13 protein-coding genes are annotated in these 14,074 nt (G+C 56.8%); 2 read left to right on the forward strand and 11 right to left on the reverse strand.

What is annotated here, in order from left to right; all coding sequences use genetic code 11:
* The first annotated feature begins 13 nt into the window (after window positions 1–13).
* Together lpdA and L6D80_RS20660 are read left to right on the forward strand one after the other, a co-directional pair.
* On the forward strand, window positions 14–1,414 hold the full coding sequence (gene lpdA, locus L6D80_RS20655) for a dihydrolipoyl dehydrogenase (RefSeq protein WP_176515801.1): 1,401 nt from the start codon (window positions 14–16) through the stop codon (window positions 1,412–1,414).
* 128 nt (window positions 1,415–1,542) lie between these two features.
* Entirely contained in the window at window positions 1,543–1,935 is a 393-nt protein-coding gene (locus L6D80_RS20660; protein WP_176515799.1) for a RidA family protein, read from the forward strand.
* Between the two features lie 34 nt (window positions 1,936–1,969).
* On the opposite strand, the gene L6D80_RS20665 is transcribed toward L6D80_RS20660, so the two are convergent.
* From L6D80_RS20665 to L6D80_RS20715, 11 genes are all read right to left on the reverse strand, one after another.
* On the reverse strand, window positions 1,970–2,866 hold the full coding sequence (locus L6D80_RS20665) for a LysR substrate-binding domain-containing protein (protein ID WP_054901244.1): 897 nt from the start codon (window positions 2,864–2,866) through the stop codon (window positions 1,970–1,972).
* A 229-nt stretch (window positions 2,867–3,095) separates the two neighbouring features.
* Complete coding sequence (locus tag L6D80_RS20670) at window positions 3,096–4,343, reverse strand: OprD family outer membrane porin (protein ID WP_176515797.1); 1,248 nt, start codon at window positions 4,341–4,343, stop codon at window positions 3,096–3,098.
* A gap of 73 nt (window positions 4,344–4,416) precedes the next feature.
* Window positions 4,417–5,865: a dihydropyrimidinase gene (gene hydA, locus L6D80_RS20675; protein ID WP_176515795.1), complete on the reverse strand. Its 1,449-nt coding sequence runs from the start codon at window positions 5,863–5,865 to the stop codon at window positions 4,417–4,419.
* A gap of 15 nt (window positions 5,866–5,880) precedes the next feature.
* Window positions 5,881–6,660 carry an SDR family oxidoreductase gene (locus tag L6D80_RS20680; protein WP_176515793.1) on the reverse strand — a complete coding sequence of 260 codons (780 nt, stop codon included), beginning with the start codon at window positions 6,658–6,660 and terminating at the stop codon, window positions 5,881–5,883.
* A gap of 11 nt (window positions 6,661–6,671) precedes the next feature.
* Window positions 6,672–7,583 (reverse strand): dihydrodipicolinate synthase family protein, encoded by a 912-nt coding sequence (locus L6D80_RS20685; protein ID WP_054901240.1) that lies wholly within the window; start codon window positions 7,581–7,583, stop codon window positions 6,672–6,674.
* Between the two features lie 108 nt (window positions 7,584–7,691).
* On the reverse strand, window positions 7,692–8,348 hold the full coding sequence (locus L6D80_RS20690) for an aspartate/glutamate racemase family protein (RefSeq protein ID WP_176515791.1): 657 nt from the start codon (window positions 8,346–8,348) through the stop codon (window positions 7,692–7,694).
* 19 nt (window positions 8,349–8,367) lie between these two features.
* On the reverse strand, window positions 8,368–9,777 hold the full coding sequence (locus L6D80_RS20695; protein WP_082422784.1) for an amidase: 1,410 nt from the start codon (window positions 9,775–9,777) through the stop codon (window positions 8,368–8,370).
* Window positions 9,778–9,800: 23 nt separating this feature from the next.
* The gene (locus tag L6D80_RS20700; RefSeq protein WP_054901237.1) at window positions 9,801–10,673 is read right to left on the reverse strand and encodes an ABC transporter permease; all 873 of its coding nucleotides are present in this window, start codon (window positions 10,671–10,673) and stop codon (window positions 9,801–9,803) included.
* A 1-nt stretch (window position 10,674) separates the two neighbouring features.
* Entirely contained in the window at window positions 10,675–11,592 is a 918-nt protein-coding gene (locus tag L6D80_RS20705; protein WP_054901236.1) for an ABC transporter permease, read from the reverse strand.
* A gap of 9 nt (window positions 11,593–11,601) precedes the next feature.
* Complete coding sequence (locus L6D80_RS20710; protein WP_176515789.1) at window positions 11,602–13,122, reverse strand: ABC transporter substrate-binding protein; 1,521 nt, start codon at window positions 13,120–13,122, stop codon at window positions 11,602–11,604.
* Between the two features lie 17 nt (window positions 13,123–13,139).
* Window positions 13,140–14,072: an ABC transporter ATP-binding protein gene (locus L6D80_RS20715; RefSeq protein ID WP_082422782.1), complete on the reverse strand. Its 933-nt coding sequence runs from the start codon at window positions 14,070–14,072 to the stop codon at window positions 13,140–13,142.
* Window positions 14,073–14,074 lie beyond the last annotated feature (2 nt).

Raw genomic sequence — 14,074 nt, forward strand, 5'->3', positions numbered from 1 at the left:
TGGAGTACAACCCATGAAATCCTTTGACGTGGTGATCATCGGTGGCGGCCCTGGCGGCTACAACGCGGCGATTCGCGCCGGCCAGCTCGGCCTGAGCGTGGCTTGTGTGGAAGGCCGCTCGACCCTCGGCGGCACCTGCCTGAATGTTGGCTGCATGCCATCCAAGGCCTTGCTGCACGCCTCGGAGCTTTACGAAGCCGCCAGCGGCGACGAGTTCGCTCACCTGGGCATCGAGGTGAAACCCACCTTGAACCTCGCCCAAATGATGAAACAGAAGGACGAGAGCGTGACCGGCCTGACCAAGGGCATCGAGTACCTGTTCCGCAAGAACAAGGTCGAATGGATCAAGGGCTGGGGGCGCCTGGATGGTGTTGGCAAGGTCATCGTCAAAGCCGAAGACGGCAGCGAAACCCCGTTGCAGGCCAAGGACATCGTTATCGCCACCGGCTCCGAGCCCACGCCCCTGCCGGGGGTGACCATCGATAACCAGCGCATCATCGACTCCACCGGCGCCCTCGCCCTGCCCCAGGTGCCCAAGCACCTGGTGGTCATCGGTGCAGGCGTCATCGGCCTGGAACTGGGGTCGGTGTGGCGTCGCCTGGGCAGCGAGGTCACCGTCATCGAGTACCTTGACCGCATCTGCCCGGGTACTGACGAGGAAACCGCCAAGACCCTGCACAAAGCCTTGGCCAAACAAGGCATGGCCTTCAAGCTGGGTAGCAAGGTGACCCAGGCCAACGCAACGGCTGATGGCGTAAGCCTGACCGTCGAACCTGCTGCTGGTGGTACGGCACAGACCCTGGAAGCCGACTATGTATTGGTCGCCATTGGCCGCCGCCCCTATACCAAGGGCCTGAACCTGCAAAGTGTCGGCCTGGAAACCGACAAACGCGGCATGCTTGGCAACGAGCACCATCGCACCACGGTCCCAGGCATCTGGGTAATCGGTGATGTCACCTCCGGCCCGATGTTGGCCCACAAAGCAGAAGACGAAGCAGTGGCGTGCATCGAACGCATTGCCGGCAAGCCGCACGAGGTCAACTACAACCTGATCCCCGGCGTGATCTACACCCGCCCGGAACTCGCCACTGTCGGCAAGACCGAAGAGCAGCTCAAGGCCGAGGGCCGCGCCTACAAGGTGGGCAAGTTCCCGTTCACCGCCAACAGCCGGGCCAAGATCAACCACGAGACCGAAGGCTTCGCCAAGGTGATCGCCGATGCCAACACTGATGAGGTGCTGGGCGTGCACCTGGTCGGCCCAAGCGTCAGCGAGATGATCGGCGAGTTCTGCGTGGCCATGGAGTTCTCGGCTTCGGCCGAGGATATCGCCCTCACCTGCCACCCACACCCGACCCGTTCCGAGGCATTGCGCCAGGCGGCGATGAATGTGGACGGGATGGCGATGCAGATCTGATCTGAGTTCAGGCCGCCAGACAACAAAATCCCGGCCAGGGGCATTGTTGTCTGGCCGGCACAGGCTAGACAGCTTTCCAGCGCCTGGGCTAGGTTGCAGCTCCGACTGAAGACTGGGCTTTCGCAATCATGAATGATCGGCAACTCATCGTTCCAGATGACATGCAACTACTGGCCGAAAAGGCCGGATACGCCCCAGCTGTAAAGGTGGGAAAAACCCTCTACTGCGCAGGCCAGGTTGGGCGTACAGCGGACCTGACGGTTATCGAAGATCCTGAACAGCAATTTCTGGCCGCGTGGGAAAACCTTCGTCTCGTCCTGGCGGCCGGCGGCTGCCGGTTCGAGGACGTCGTGGAAATGACCACGTACCACGTGGACATGTCGCACTTCATGCCGCTGTTCAGAGAGGTGAAGGACAGGGTGTTTCCCAGAGGCACCTGTGCATGGACCTGCGTAGGCGTCAGCGAGCTCGCCAGGCCAGGCCTGTTGGTGGAGATCAAGTGCGTCGCTGTAGAGCGATGAGCTGAGCGTTGGCGAGTTGATAGCGATCATCGCGCTACTGTCTGGGGAGGGTTTCAGCCAGCAGCAAACGTATCTCTTCGGCAAATAGCGAGGCATTGGAGGATAACGGTGAGGTGCTCAGGTGGAGCAGGCAAATATCGATAGTGGGCGCATTGATCACCTGGCGCACGACCACCGATGGGCTTTGCGTACTGATCGCAGAAAACTCGTCCACCAGCGCAACGCCTACACCTTCCTGAACCAGTGAGCAGGCGTTTTGAGGTGAGCCCACTTCAAGGTAGCTGGTGGGTGTTAGCCCGGCCTGCTGGAACGTGGTGTCGATGATCTTGCCCAGCGGACTTTCCACTCTGTAGCTGATCAGGTTTTCGTGGGTCAGGTCCGTCAGGGTGATAAAAGGTTTTTGCGAGAGTGGATTGACGTTAGGCAGCACGCACACCAGCTTTCGCGAGCCAATTGTATCGCAGGCAATATTGGGGTGGTCCGTGGGCAGAATGGTGACGGCCAGATCGCCATCGCCCGAGGTAATCCGATCAAGGATGTTGGCGAAGGGCAGCACGTGAAATGACACCGTTGCCTGCTGGTACTTCTTGGTGAAAGACGCAATCACTTTCGGGATAAACATCTGCCCAATGCTGGGACTGGACAGAATATTGATCATACCGTCATGACTGTTCGAAAGCTTGGCGGCCAGTGCATTGACCCGCTGAATATTGTCGTAGATTTTCTCTACTTCTTTAAACAGGCTTCGTGCCTCAGGTGTCGAATACAAGCGCCCCTTGACGCGCTCGAACAGCTTCAAACCCATTCTCAATTCAGTGTGGGAGAGCAGCCTGCTCACTGCCGGCTGAGAAACAAAGAGCAGCTTGGAGGCGCCGCTGATTGAACCCGTAATCATGACCGCGCGAAAAATCTCTATTTGTCTCAGGTTCATGATAGCCACATGCAAGCAACCGAATGTACCTGGCGCAGCAATTATTGTTCCAGCCCTCAAGAATTCGAGCGCAGTGGCTCAATGAACCAGTGTTGAGCGTCTGGGCATAAAAGTCTGCACCAAAGGCGTGCCCTGTCACGTAGGAAGTCCATAAAGGGCACAACACTGGTGCTCGCTCAAAACGCCAATGGGCCAGTCCTTGGCACAACCTGATCCGAACAGGTAGTCCTTAGAGCAGCGAGATCGGATAATTGATAATCACTCGGGTTTCATTGAAGCTCGGATTGAAGCTCTTGTGGATCGTTCCGTGGCGCAACCCGATGGACAGATTTTTCGCAGAGCCCGACTGGAATACATAGTCGATGCCTTCGTCGTGGGACCACTCGCTGCCGTTATCGGTCGTCGCCGTTTTCACATTGGTGCCACTGATGTAGCGCGCCATCGCCGTCAGCCCCGGCACACCCAATGCTGCAAAGTTATAGTCATAGCGTACTTGCCAAGACTTTTCCTTGGCGTTGGTAGACGCGTTGGTAAGGCTGTCGTTGGCGACAATGCCACACGGGCAGGCATCGGATAGCCGGAACCAAGCGTTATCACCGCTGATTTTCTGCAGGCCAAGGCGTAATGTATGTGGACCGTAGAGGAAGTCGAACATCCCCGATGCTGTCTGGTTGCTCAGGCTTCCTGCCTTGGCCGCCCCCGCATCCTCCCCCCACCAGTAACGCAAGGTAGAGCGAATTGCCAGTGCCTCAGAGAGACGATGCAAGTTGATCAGCTCAATGTTCTTCTGATCATAGATGTCGGTAAGTTTGCCGTACCAGGCTGCCACGGACGTTTCGGTACCGGGAATCGCATATTCTGCCCCCCCGAAGGTGAAGTTGTTCGACGTCGCCGAAAAGCCATTGAGCTTCAGACGGTTCATGCTTGAGTCGTTCTTTGCAGCACTGCCGTAAATCTGCCCCGCGGTCAGCGTAAGGTTGGGAATCTCTCGCGACGACAGCAGTACGCCCTGATAGGTTTGCGGCATCGCACGGCCATCGTCTGCGATGATCAACGGGGTGCGCAGCATGAACTCCCCGCCCTTGAGTTCGGTAGCGGACACTTTCACTTTCGCAGCCAGGCCGATCCGGCCCAGATCTCGAGGCGGACCGTCCCCACGGTCCGCAGCGATGACATCGCCCACCGTACCAGCGCCACCGTCAAGTTTCAGAATACCCTTGGCGAGTACATCCAGGCCAAAGCCAACCGTGCCTTCGGTAAACCCCGAGTCAAACTTGAAGATCAAGCCCTGGGCCCACTGTTTAGACCGATTCTGTGCAGTGGAGCCGAAGTAGTCCCTTTCCATGTACAGGTTACGAAAGTTGATGGAGGACGATGCGCCCTCCATAAAGCCTTCGTTGTTTTCTGCTGCATGGGACTGGAGAGAAGGTAAGGAAAGCACGCAAAGAGATGCCGTAGAAACCAGTAATTGTTTCATTGTGAATCCCGAAATAATTTAAGTACTGGCAGCGCGAATCAGTGGGTTCTTATTATTTTAACAACCGGTAATTTCAAACGAGCTTCTTGATTAAGCGAGTGCGAGGTGAGTCCGCGGCCAAGGTCATGTCTCGCAGATCAGGAGTGGCCCTTTTAATGAAGCACCCGGACCCTCTGCCTACGTGCAACGAACCCGCATCCACCACAAGGCGGCCGCGGCTGATCACCACCTCAGGCCAACCGATTATTTCCTTACCTTCGTACGGTGTATAACCCGCCTGATCATGCAACTGAGCATGAGTGATGGTGGTTTTGCGGTGCGGATTCCACACCACAATGTCGGCATCGGCGCCCACCACCAAATCCCCTTTTTGCGGATACAGGCCATACATTTTTGCGGGGTTGGTGGATGACAGCTGAATAAACCGCTCTATCGACATCCGCCCTTTCAATACACCCTCGGAAAACAGCAAAGGCAGGCGCAGTTCGATGCCAGGAACACCATTGGCCATTTGCTTGAAGGTGGTTTTTTCGCCGTAAGGCAACTTCCCTGTCTGATCGAACCGGTAAGGTGCGTGGTCCGATGAGTAGATAGACAACGTGTCATCGAGTAAGCCTTGCCAGATCGCCTCCTGCGAAGCGATGTCACGCGGCGGTGGACTGCAGCAGTATTTCGCCCCCTCGACACCCTCGATATCGATATCGTCGCCAGTGAGAAACAGGTACTGGGGGCAGCTTTCGGCATACACCGCGATGCCCTTGAGCCGGGCGTTCCGAAGCAGCTCGACGGTCTGAGCGCCCGAGACATGGACAATCAGCACGGGGACATTGAGCACGCTGGCAAGCATCAAGGCGCGATGAGTCGCCTCGGTTTCGGCGATAGGGTCATGTGCCACAGCATGAAATCTGGGTGCAACGTGCCCGTTATCGATCAGCCGATGGGCAAGCCAGTTGATGATGTCGTTGTTCTCCGCGTGCAACATGATCAACGCGTTGTTCTGCTGCGCCACATACAACACATCAAGGATCTGGTAATCGGTGAGTTTCATGGCCTCGTAGGTCATGAATACCTTGAACGAGGTGATCCCCCGGGCGATGACCTCGCGCAAATGGGCGCCCAACGTTGCCTCATCCGGGTTGGTGAGGATCACGTGGAACCCGAAATCGATCACCGATTTGCTGGCCGCGCGCTGATAGTAGTCATCCACCACCTCGAGCAGGCTCTGCCCCCGGTGCTGCGCGGCAAACGGGATGATGGTCGTGGTGCCACCAAACGCGGCAGACACCGAAGCGCTGTAAAAGTCGTCCGCCGTCATCACTCCCATTCCGGAGAGTTGTTCGACATGGCAATGGCTGTCGACGCCGCCAGGCAACACCCACTGGCCTTGGGCGTCGATATCCTGGGTACCCCTTGGAAGCGCCGCAGCGATGGCGGCAATCTTTCCGTCTTTGACCCCGATGTCTGCATAGAACGTTTCCACCGAGGTCGATACCCGGCCATTGCGAATCGTCAAATCAAACATACCGACACCTCGACTTCAGAAAATGCCTGGATAAACCCCACCGTCGATAACGATGTTTTGTCCGGTGATGTAACTTGCCTGTTCACTGCACAAGAACGCACACAAGCTACCAAACTCGCTTGGTCTGCCGAAACGCAACGAAGGGTTGGCGACACGGCGAAGCTGCATGGCCGAGTCCAGTGAGATGTTCTTTTGAACCGCTAGCGCCGCCACTGTTTTCTGCAGTCGTTCCGTCTCGAATGGGCCAGGCAGCAGGTTATTGATGGTCACATTGTGCTGCGCCACGCTACGGGCCAACCCCGCCATGAAGCCCGTGAGGCCGGCACGCGCGCCATTGGACAACCCGAGGACATCAACGGGAGCCTTGAGGGCTGCGGAGGTAATGTTGATGATCCTGCCGAACTTCCGTTCGCACATGCCATCGACGATGTTTCGCACCAGTTCTATGGGCGAAAGCATGTTGGCATCGAGTGCTGCCATCCACTGCTCACGTCGCCACTCTCTGAAACTCCCCGTAGGCGGGCCACCTGCGTTGGTCACCAGGATATCCGGGGCATCACACGCAGCCATGACCGCATCGATGCCACGCTCGGTTGCGATATCGGCACACACAGGCGTAACGGTCACGCCTGTAGTGCTTCTGATCTCTTCTGCGGTCGACATCAGCGCCTGTTCACCCCGGGCTACGATCACAACGTCGACGCCCTCGCCTGCCAGCGCCAACGCACAGGCTTTACCCAGGCCCTTGCTTGACGCGCACACCAAGGCCGTTTTGCCACTAATTCCCAGCTGCATGACGCGCCCCCTTAATCGATGTGAAAAACACCCGGTTGATTGAGATCCAATCCGACACGAGCAATCACACTTTCCAGTTCCTGGATCGAATACGGGTCTATTTGCATCCCCGGAGCCCGGACAAACGCGGAAGACAACAGGCCTCGTTTGAAGTAGGTGTACTTGCGCAGCGCCAGCCCCAACTTCGGCTGAAACTCATAACGTATCAATGGGCAATAGCGATCGAACACACGCTCCGCGGCGGCAATGTCGCCGGCGGTATAGTGCTGGTAGATACTCACGAGGATTTCCGGAAACGCGAAACCGGTCATCGTACCGACAGCACCGCGCTTGAGCTCTTCCAGGAAATAAACGCCACCCAGCCCACCAAACACATCGCATTGATGACCCGAACGTTGCAGAATTTCGGTGATCTTGGGGCCGACCGGCGGCTCTTCCATCTTGATCAATTTAACGATCTTTTCGAGCGCCAGCCGCGCAACCACCGCCGGGGAAATTTCGGTACCGAACGAGTCCGGAAAGTCATGGATCACCACGGGAATGGTGATTGATTCGGCCACTGACTTATAGAACGAAAACTGCCCTTGATCGTTCACACCATCCAGCGGTGCCACAAACACCGCCGACGCACCCAGCGCTTCAGCTTCGCGGGCCTGCTCGATGGCGCCACGGATACCTAATGCCCTGACACCCACCCAGACCGGTACGCGCTGATCGGCACGTTGAACGAATCGTTCGATGATGAGGTGCCGTTCCACACTGGATAACTTGTGTTGTTCGCCCAGAAAACCTAATACCGCCAAACCGCTGATCTTCGCCTTGATCTGGAAATCGACTAACCGATCAATACTTTCGACATCAACTTCACCGTCTTCAAAAAACGGTGTCGGGCAGATAGTCAAAACACCCCGCATCGGTTTCATTAATTATTTCCCTGTCCATTGAAGTGTCATTCAATATTAAAAGAGGCGTTTAGAGCCGTCGAATAGAGAAACGATGTACGCCCTTAACACAATGTTAACGGCTGACAATTACATGCCTGGCTGCAGTAGCCCCTGCAACTTTTCTATCGCACAGGGCAAGGGCTGTACGATGTGACAATCAACGTCCAGCACCAAGTTGTCCGCAATACTGGCCAACGGGCCGCCAGCAATAATGAGGGTACTGACGTTGCCGCCGCTCAAGGCACGGTTTGCAGCGATGGCTATATCTTCTGATAACGGACGGACACCGGGTGTATGGGGGATGGGGTTATCAGCGGTGTAATAAATCCCGGCAAACAAAGACCGTCCCCCCTCGCGGACTACCTGCTCCGCTGTACTGCGTGACAGTTGCGGTGTGATCGACACAACCGCGAACGGTCTGCCCTGTGCGGTAGCCGCCTGAATCGCCGACTCTCCGATTCCAACGACAGGTACCGCCAGGGATGACCGCAACGCATCCAACCCAGGGTCGCCAAAGGCGGCAACGATCACCGCATCGAACCCCTCGAACTCGCGCTCTGCAGCGCGCATCAGGATCTCCTGGCGCGCGTCCTCCAGCAGTTCGGGCGTGTTGATTACGGCCGCACTGTTACTGAGGGTGATCCCCGTAATGTACCAGTGCGCAGGGGCGTACTTGCCAGCGATCGACAGCATCATCCGAGTGGTCTCTTCGCTGGTGTTCGGGTTAATCAGCAAAATCTTCATCGTGCCAACGCCCCTGCGTTCACTCGCCCAGCTCTGGCCACTGGCGGGTGTAAGGCACTGCGGCCTCGTACTGATGCGCAAGATCGAGCAACACATCATCAGCACCGAAATCGGCGACCAACTGGAAACCGACAGGCATCCCTTCCTTGGTAAAGCCCGCAGGCAAAGCGACGGCAGGATGACTGCAGGCGTTTACCCAGTTGGTAAACACTGCATGGCCACGCGGCCCCACAGGCTGGTTATCGATGGTTTCGGGGAAACCCTTGTCCTTGGCCCAGGGATTGGCAGCCGAGGTGGGTGTCATGATGATGTCGTAGTCCTCAAAACGCTCACCCACCGTGCTGCGGAACGTGTAGAGCAGTTCGATCACTTCCTGATAATCGGCCCCCGTCAACCTGAACCCGTCTGCGGCACGAGCCACATAGTCAGCGGTCACCCACTCATCGAACTTCGGCGCCTGTTTGGCGATCAGTGACATGCACACGTTGCCGATCTTGGCCCAATTGTCAGTCACCGGCGTGATATCGAAAGGCAGATCGCCGATCACCACCTCATGGCCAAGCTTCGCCAGTTGATCAGCCGCCTGCTGGCATAGGTCGACGATCTGCGGATCGACAGGGGCGCCTTTCAAACGCTCGACAAACAGGATTCTCAATGGCGAAGGGGCTAACGAAGTGGCCGACATCTTCTGGAATCCGCGGGAGCGTTGATCCCGGCGATGCGCGCCAGCGATCACCGACATCATGATACGTACGTCATCGACGGTCCTGCCGATCGGCCCGACCACTTCGCAGTCATACAGCACAGAGGTGAACCCATCCGCGCGCGGGATACGTGACAAGGTGGGCTTGAGCCCTACCAGATTGGTGTAACCGGCCGGACGGCGAATGGAGCCACCGCCATCGGTGCCCAGGGACAATGGCACCATCCCCGAGGCAACCGCAGCAACCGAGCCCCCACTGGAGCCACCAGTGGTCAAGGCGGGGTTCCATGGGTTTGCGGTAGCCCCGTACACCGGGTTGTAGGTCGAGCCACGGCTGGCAAACTCCGGCAAATTGGTCTTGCCCATGATGACCGCACCGCCCGCCTTGAGCAGAGCAATCGGCAGTTCGTCATTTTCGGCAATACGGTCTTTGAACAATGGCGAACCGAACACGAAGGGCATGCCTTCCACGTAAATATTGTCTTTGATCGCTACCGGAATGCCTTCTAGCAAACTGCGTGGCGTGCCCGCCTTGAATAGCGCGTCAGACTGGCGAGCCGCCTCCAGTGCGCTGGCGCGCGCAATGTGAGTAAAGGCATTCAAGGTCGGTTGCAGGCGATCGATACGGTCGAGCAGATACTCGGTCACTGCCACTGCGCTCAACGCGCCATCGCGCATGCGTTGCCCCAATTCCCGAACGGACATCTGGTGTATGGGTGTGCTCATTTCAGCCTCGGCGGTTAGTCGTTTCAAAATTTGGTGGCAAGCGCGTTCTTCAAGTGCTCGCCCATGATGGTGATGCTCATGATCAATAGAAAAATGGCGGTACCGGGAATGGTCACCAGCCACGGCTGAAAGAAGATCAGGTCTTTCGCCTCAGCGATCATCAGGCCCCAGGAAGCATCGGGCGGTTTGATGCCCATGCCGAGGAAGCTGAACGCCGCTTCCAGCATGATCGCGTGGGCCATCTCCAGCGTGCCGACCACCAGCAATGGGCCAACCAGGTTCGGCAGGATTTCGGAGCACATGATCCGCAGGTGTGAGTAGCCGGTGGCCTTGGCCGCCAGCACGAATTCGGCACTTTGCAGACGCAACGTCATGGCGCGGGTGACCACCAGAAAATGGTCCCAGAGGAACAGCGACATGATCGTGATGATCAGCGCCAGTGAGTTGCCTACCAGGCCCACGATAGCCATGGTGGCAAGCATGATGGGCATGCTCAGACGCACATTGAGCAGGTACATCACCACCAAGTCGATCTTGCCGCCGAAATACCCGCCGACAAGGCCCAAGGCGATCCCAATGGCACCGGACAGCAAGACCGTAATGAAGCCGATGATCAGCGAGTAGCGAGCGCCGTAGATCAACCGACTCAGGAAATCGCGCCCCAGGTGATCGGTGCCCAAGGGGTGGGTCCAGGTCGCGAACGGTTGAATCAGCCGCTCGGACATGGATTGCTCATAAGGCGAATGACTGACGATCCAGGGTGCAAACACCGCGCATAGCACCACCGTCAACATGATCAGCAGCGCAATCTTGATTGCCAGGCCATTGGGTTTGAATGGCAAATTGAATCGCAGGCCTTTTCCAGGCGCACGGGGCTCGGTCAATACTGGCGTCATCTCAGGCCACCCGGATACGTGGGTCTATCAGCATGTTCAACATGTCTGATAGAAAAGTAAGAAGGACGTAGAACGCGGAGACTGTCAGGACAGCGGCCTGCACAACGGGGTAGTCACTCTGGTTAATGGCTTCCCAGGTCAGATACCCAACGCCATGAAGTGCAAAGATCGTCTCGACCACCACGGAGCCCCCGAGCAGGAAACCAAACTGCACCGAAGCTACCGCCACCACCGGTACCAAGGTATTGCGTAGCGCATGCTTGATAATGATCTGGGCAGGGCTCAACCCTTTGGCAGTCGCCGTCCGTATGTAGTCTGCCTCCAGCACTTCTATCATTCCCGTGCGCACGATGCGGATTACCGCCGGCATGGCGTAGAACGCCAGCGCAATCGACGGCATGATGAAGTGAAGAAAGGTTGCCGAGCCTGAGATGGGCAGTACATGAAGCTTCAGCCCCAGCACAATGATCAACAGGTAGGCGAACCAGAAAATGGGCGTCGCTTGACCAAATAAGGCAACGGTCTGGGCGAATCGGTCCACCGCTTTGTCGCGGTACACCCCAGCGAGTACACCCAGCGGAATGGCGATGGCCAACGCGACAGTGATTGCGATACCGCCCAATTGCAACGTGACGGGTACGCGTTCAAACAGCAGCTCCGTGACCGGCGAGCCGTAGTAGAACGAGGTACCGAAGTCCCCTTGGAAAATGTTCATCAACCAGTGGAAGTACTGGGTAATCACAGGCTTGTCCCAGCCGTAATACTGGCGCAGGAAGTTTATGTACTCTTGCGTTCCCCCCTCGCCCGCCAGGCTGATAGCCAGGTCGCCGGATGCCTTGAGCAAATAAAAAGTCATGACCGAAATGGTCAACAGCACGCTCAGCGACATCAGGAGCCGTTTAACGATGTAGGCTTGCATGGCGCCCCCTTACTTCCACTTGGCTTTCCAGAACTCGACGTTTTCATCGCCCGGAATAGGAATGTCCAATGACGACGAGAAGACATAGTTGATCGGCATGGTGAACAGTGGCGCCCAATACGCCTGATCGGCGATCCGTTTAAGTGCGGTGCTGTAGAGCTGCGTACGCTGCGTGCTGTCATACAGCGCATTGGCTTTCAGAATACTGTCGGTGACCAGCGGGTCTCGGGATTGATCATCCGGTGATTCAGCAAAGAAGAAGGGCAGAATGCCGCTGACATCGTTCACGCCTGAAGAGCCGTAGTCATCGATCACCATCGCGGCGTTGTGCTCACGGCGATCCTTGATAACAGAGGTGTACTGTTGCCATTTCAGGCTGGCGCGAATACCAATGGCTGCCAGATTACCGACAATGGCTTCGGCCACAGGGCGACTGCGATAGCCGTACACATCAATATCAAAGCCATTGGCGTAACCGGCCTCAGCCATCAGCGCCTTGGCTGCCTGCGGGTCGTAACTGTAGGACTGAACATCTTGAGCGCAGCCGAATTGCCCAGGTTTGCAGGCTGAGGCGATGGGCTTGGCCAAGTCCCCAATCAAGGAGCGCGCGATGCCCTCCTTGTCGATCGCCAGGTTGATAGCCTTACGGACTTTCAAATTCTTCAACGGCGTGTTGGGGTCGGTAATACCCGCGGCGTCCAGGGTGATGAAGCCGATGCGGAACGTGTTAGCGTTGGTGACGGTAAGGTGCGGCATCATTTTCAGTTGCTGAGCCTGGTCCACCGGGATATACCAAGCCCAATCGATCCCCCCGCTCATCAACTCGGCCACTTGGGTGTTCACATCCGGAATGTTGCGGTACACCAAGGTCTTGATAAACGGTTTGTTCTTCGCGCCTCCGTCAAAATAGTTGTCGTTACGGGTAAAGATGATCTCGTTGCGCTTACCGCGTTTGACGCTGTAGGGGCCCGTACCGACGGGTTTTTCGCTGAACGCGTCTTTGCCCACCGCCGTAAAATAAGCCTGCGGCAGAATTGGCATTTGAGTAATGTTTTCCAGCGCGATCGGCGTGGGACGCTTGGCGTGGATCAGAATCTTGTAAGGGTCGACAATTTCAATGCTCGCTACCCATTCGGACGGGTAGCGGCTGAATACCTGACTCTGAGGATTGGCCACATAGTCGTAGGTAAATTTGACGTCATTGGCGGTGAACTCATCGCCGTTGTGAAACTTCACACCTTTTCTGAGGGTGAACTCCCAGGTGAGGTCGTCCAATCGTTTCCAGCTTTCGGCCAGCAGCGGTTTTATTTCCAGGGTATTCGGGTCTCGGTAGACCAGCGTGTCGTAGGCCATCAACCCCAACAGATAACCTTCCCGTCCGCCGGCGAAGTAGCTGACCAAGCTCGGCAACTGTGCCTGAAACGCTGTGACCAACGTGTCATCCTGTTCCGATGCGCTGGCACCCTGAACGCCGCCTGCCAAGACCGTAGCAAGCACCACAGCCACCAACGGTTTTATTTTGAAATTCATACTCAGCACTCCATAAACTAAATAGGCGAATGGCACGCTATGGATCGGTTGTTCGAGTGGGTGATGGGGTCAGTCACCAAGCACTCTGGCTTGGCGCGTGGGCATCGGCTTTGATAGGCACAGCCTTGGAAATGAACCTGGCTTGACTGCCCCATCGGGGCCTGCTGGGGGAACAGGTAGCCTGGCTTGAGCGGCAATACGGCGCTCATCAGCTCCTGTGTATAGGGGTGCCGAGGGGCTTTCAGTAATTCTCGAACAGGGCCCTCTTCGACGATCTTGCCGAAGTACATGACCGCAACGCGATCAGCCAGGTGCGCCACTACGCCCATGTTGTGCGTGACGATCAGATAGGACACGCTGAGACTTTTGCGAAGATCATTGAGCAAATTGATGATCTGCGCCTGAACCGAAACGTCCAGCGCCGACGTAGGCTCATCACACACCAGCAATTTAGGATTGGAAATCAGGGCCCGGGCAATCGCGACACGTTGCCGTTGGCCGCCGGACAATTCTTTCGGTGAGCGCTGTGCATACACGCTGGGGAGGCCGACCTTTTCCAGCGTTTCATGTACCAGCGGCTCGTAGGCTTTTTTCGAGTACTGGCGAGCAATCAACGCCATGGCGACAATCTCACCGATGGTTTTTTTGGGGTTCAATGACGCGAACGGGTCTTGAAAAACCGGCTGCACCAGCGCCGCACGTTCTTTGACAGGAATGCTTTGGATTGGCCGGTCATACAGGTAAAGGTCGCCGGAAGTCGCAGGGGTCAAACCCAGCATCATCTTTGCCAGCGTTGACTTGCCTGATCCAGACTCCCCTACCAGGGCCAGCGACTCCCCTTCATAAATTCTCAAGCTGATCTCACGCACCGCTTTGAGGGTGGTCGCCTTTTCCTTCAGCTGGAACTCTTTGGAGACGCACGCTGCCTCCAGCACCATGGTTCTGCTCATGC

Source organism: Pseudomonas ceruminis, assembly GCF_021602025.1.
GTDB classification, from domain to species: Bacteria; Pseudomonadota; Gammaproteobacteria; order Pseudomonadales; family Pseudomonadaceae; genus Aquipseudomonas; species Aquipseudomonas ceruminis.

What these genes read in the sequence shown, in the direction of transcription:
- L6D80_RS20695 (WP_082422784.1), bottom strand. Translation starts at nt 9,777, where the DNA reads ATGAGCACACCCATACACCAGATGTCCGTTCGGGAATTGGGGCAACGC.
- L6D80_RS20700 (WP_054901237.1), bottom strand. Translation starts at nt 10,673, where the DNA reads ATGACGCCAGTATTGACCGAGCCCCGTGCGCCTGGAAAAGGCCTGCGA.
- L6D80_RS20690 (WP_176515791.1), bottom strand. Translation starts at nt 8,348, where the DNA reads ATGAAGATTTTGCTGATTAACCCGAACACCAGCGAAGAGACCACTCGG.
- L6D80_RS20705 (WP_054901236.1), bottom strand. Translation starts at nt 11,592, where the DNA reads ATGCAAGCCTACATCGTTAAACGGCTCCTGATGTCGCTGAGCGTGCTG.
- hydA (WP_176515795.1), bottom strand. Translation starts at nt 5,865, where the DNA reads ATGTTTGATTTGACGATTCGCAATGGCCGGGTATCGACCTCGGTGGAA.
- L6D80_RS20685 (WP_054901240.1), bottom strand. Translation starts at nt 7,583, where the DNA reads ATGAAACCGATGCGGGGTGTTTTGACTATCTGCCCGACACCGTTTTTT.
- L6D80_RS20665 (WP_054901244.1), bottom strand. Translation starts at nt 2,866, where the DNA reads ATGAACCTGAGACAAATAGAGATTTTTCGCGCGGTCATGATTACGGGT.
- L6D80_RS20715 (WP_082422782.1), bottom strand. Translation starts at nt 14,072, where the DNA reads ATGAGCAGAACCATGGTGCTGGAGGCAGCGTGCGTCTCCAAAGAGTTC.
- L6D80_RS20710 (WP_176515789.1), bottom strand. Translation starts at nt 13,122, where the DNA reads ATGAATTTCAAAATAAAACCGTTGGTGGCTGTGGTGCTTGCTACGGTC.
- L6D80_RS20660 (WP_176515799.1), top strand. Translation starts at nt 1,543, where the DNA reads ATGAATGATCGGCAACTCATCGTTCCAGATGACATGCAACTACTGGCC.
- L6D80_RS20670 (WP_176515797.1), bottom strand. Translation starts at nt 4,343, where the DNA reads ATGAAACAATTACTGGTTTCTACGGCATCTCTTTGCGTGCTTTCCTTA.
- lpdA (WP_176515801.1), top strand. Translation starts at nt 14, where the DNA reads ATGAAATCCTTTGACGTGGTGATCATCGGTGGCGGCCCTGGCGGCTAC.
- L6D80_RS20680 (WP_176515793.1), bottom strand. Translation starts at nt 6,660, where the DNA reads ATGCAGCTGGGAATTAGTGGCAAAACGGCCTTGGTGTGCGCGTCAAGC.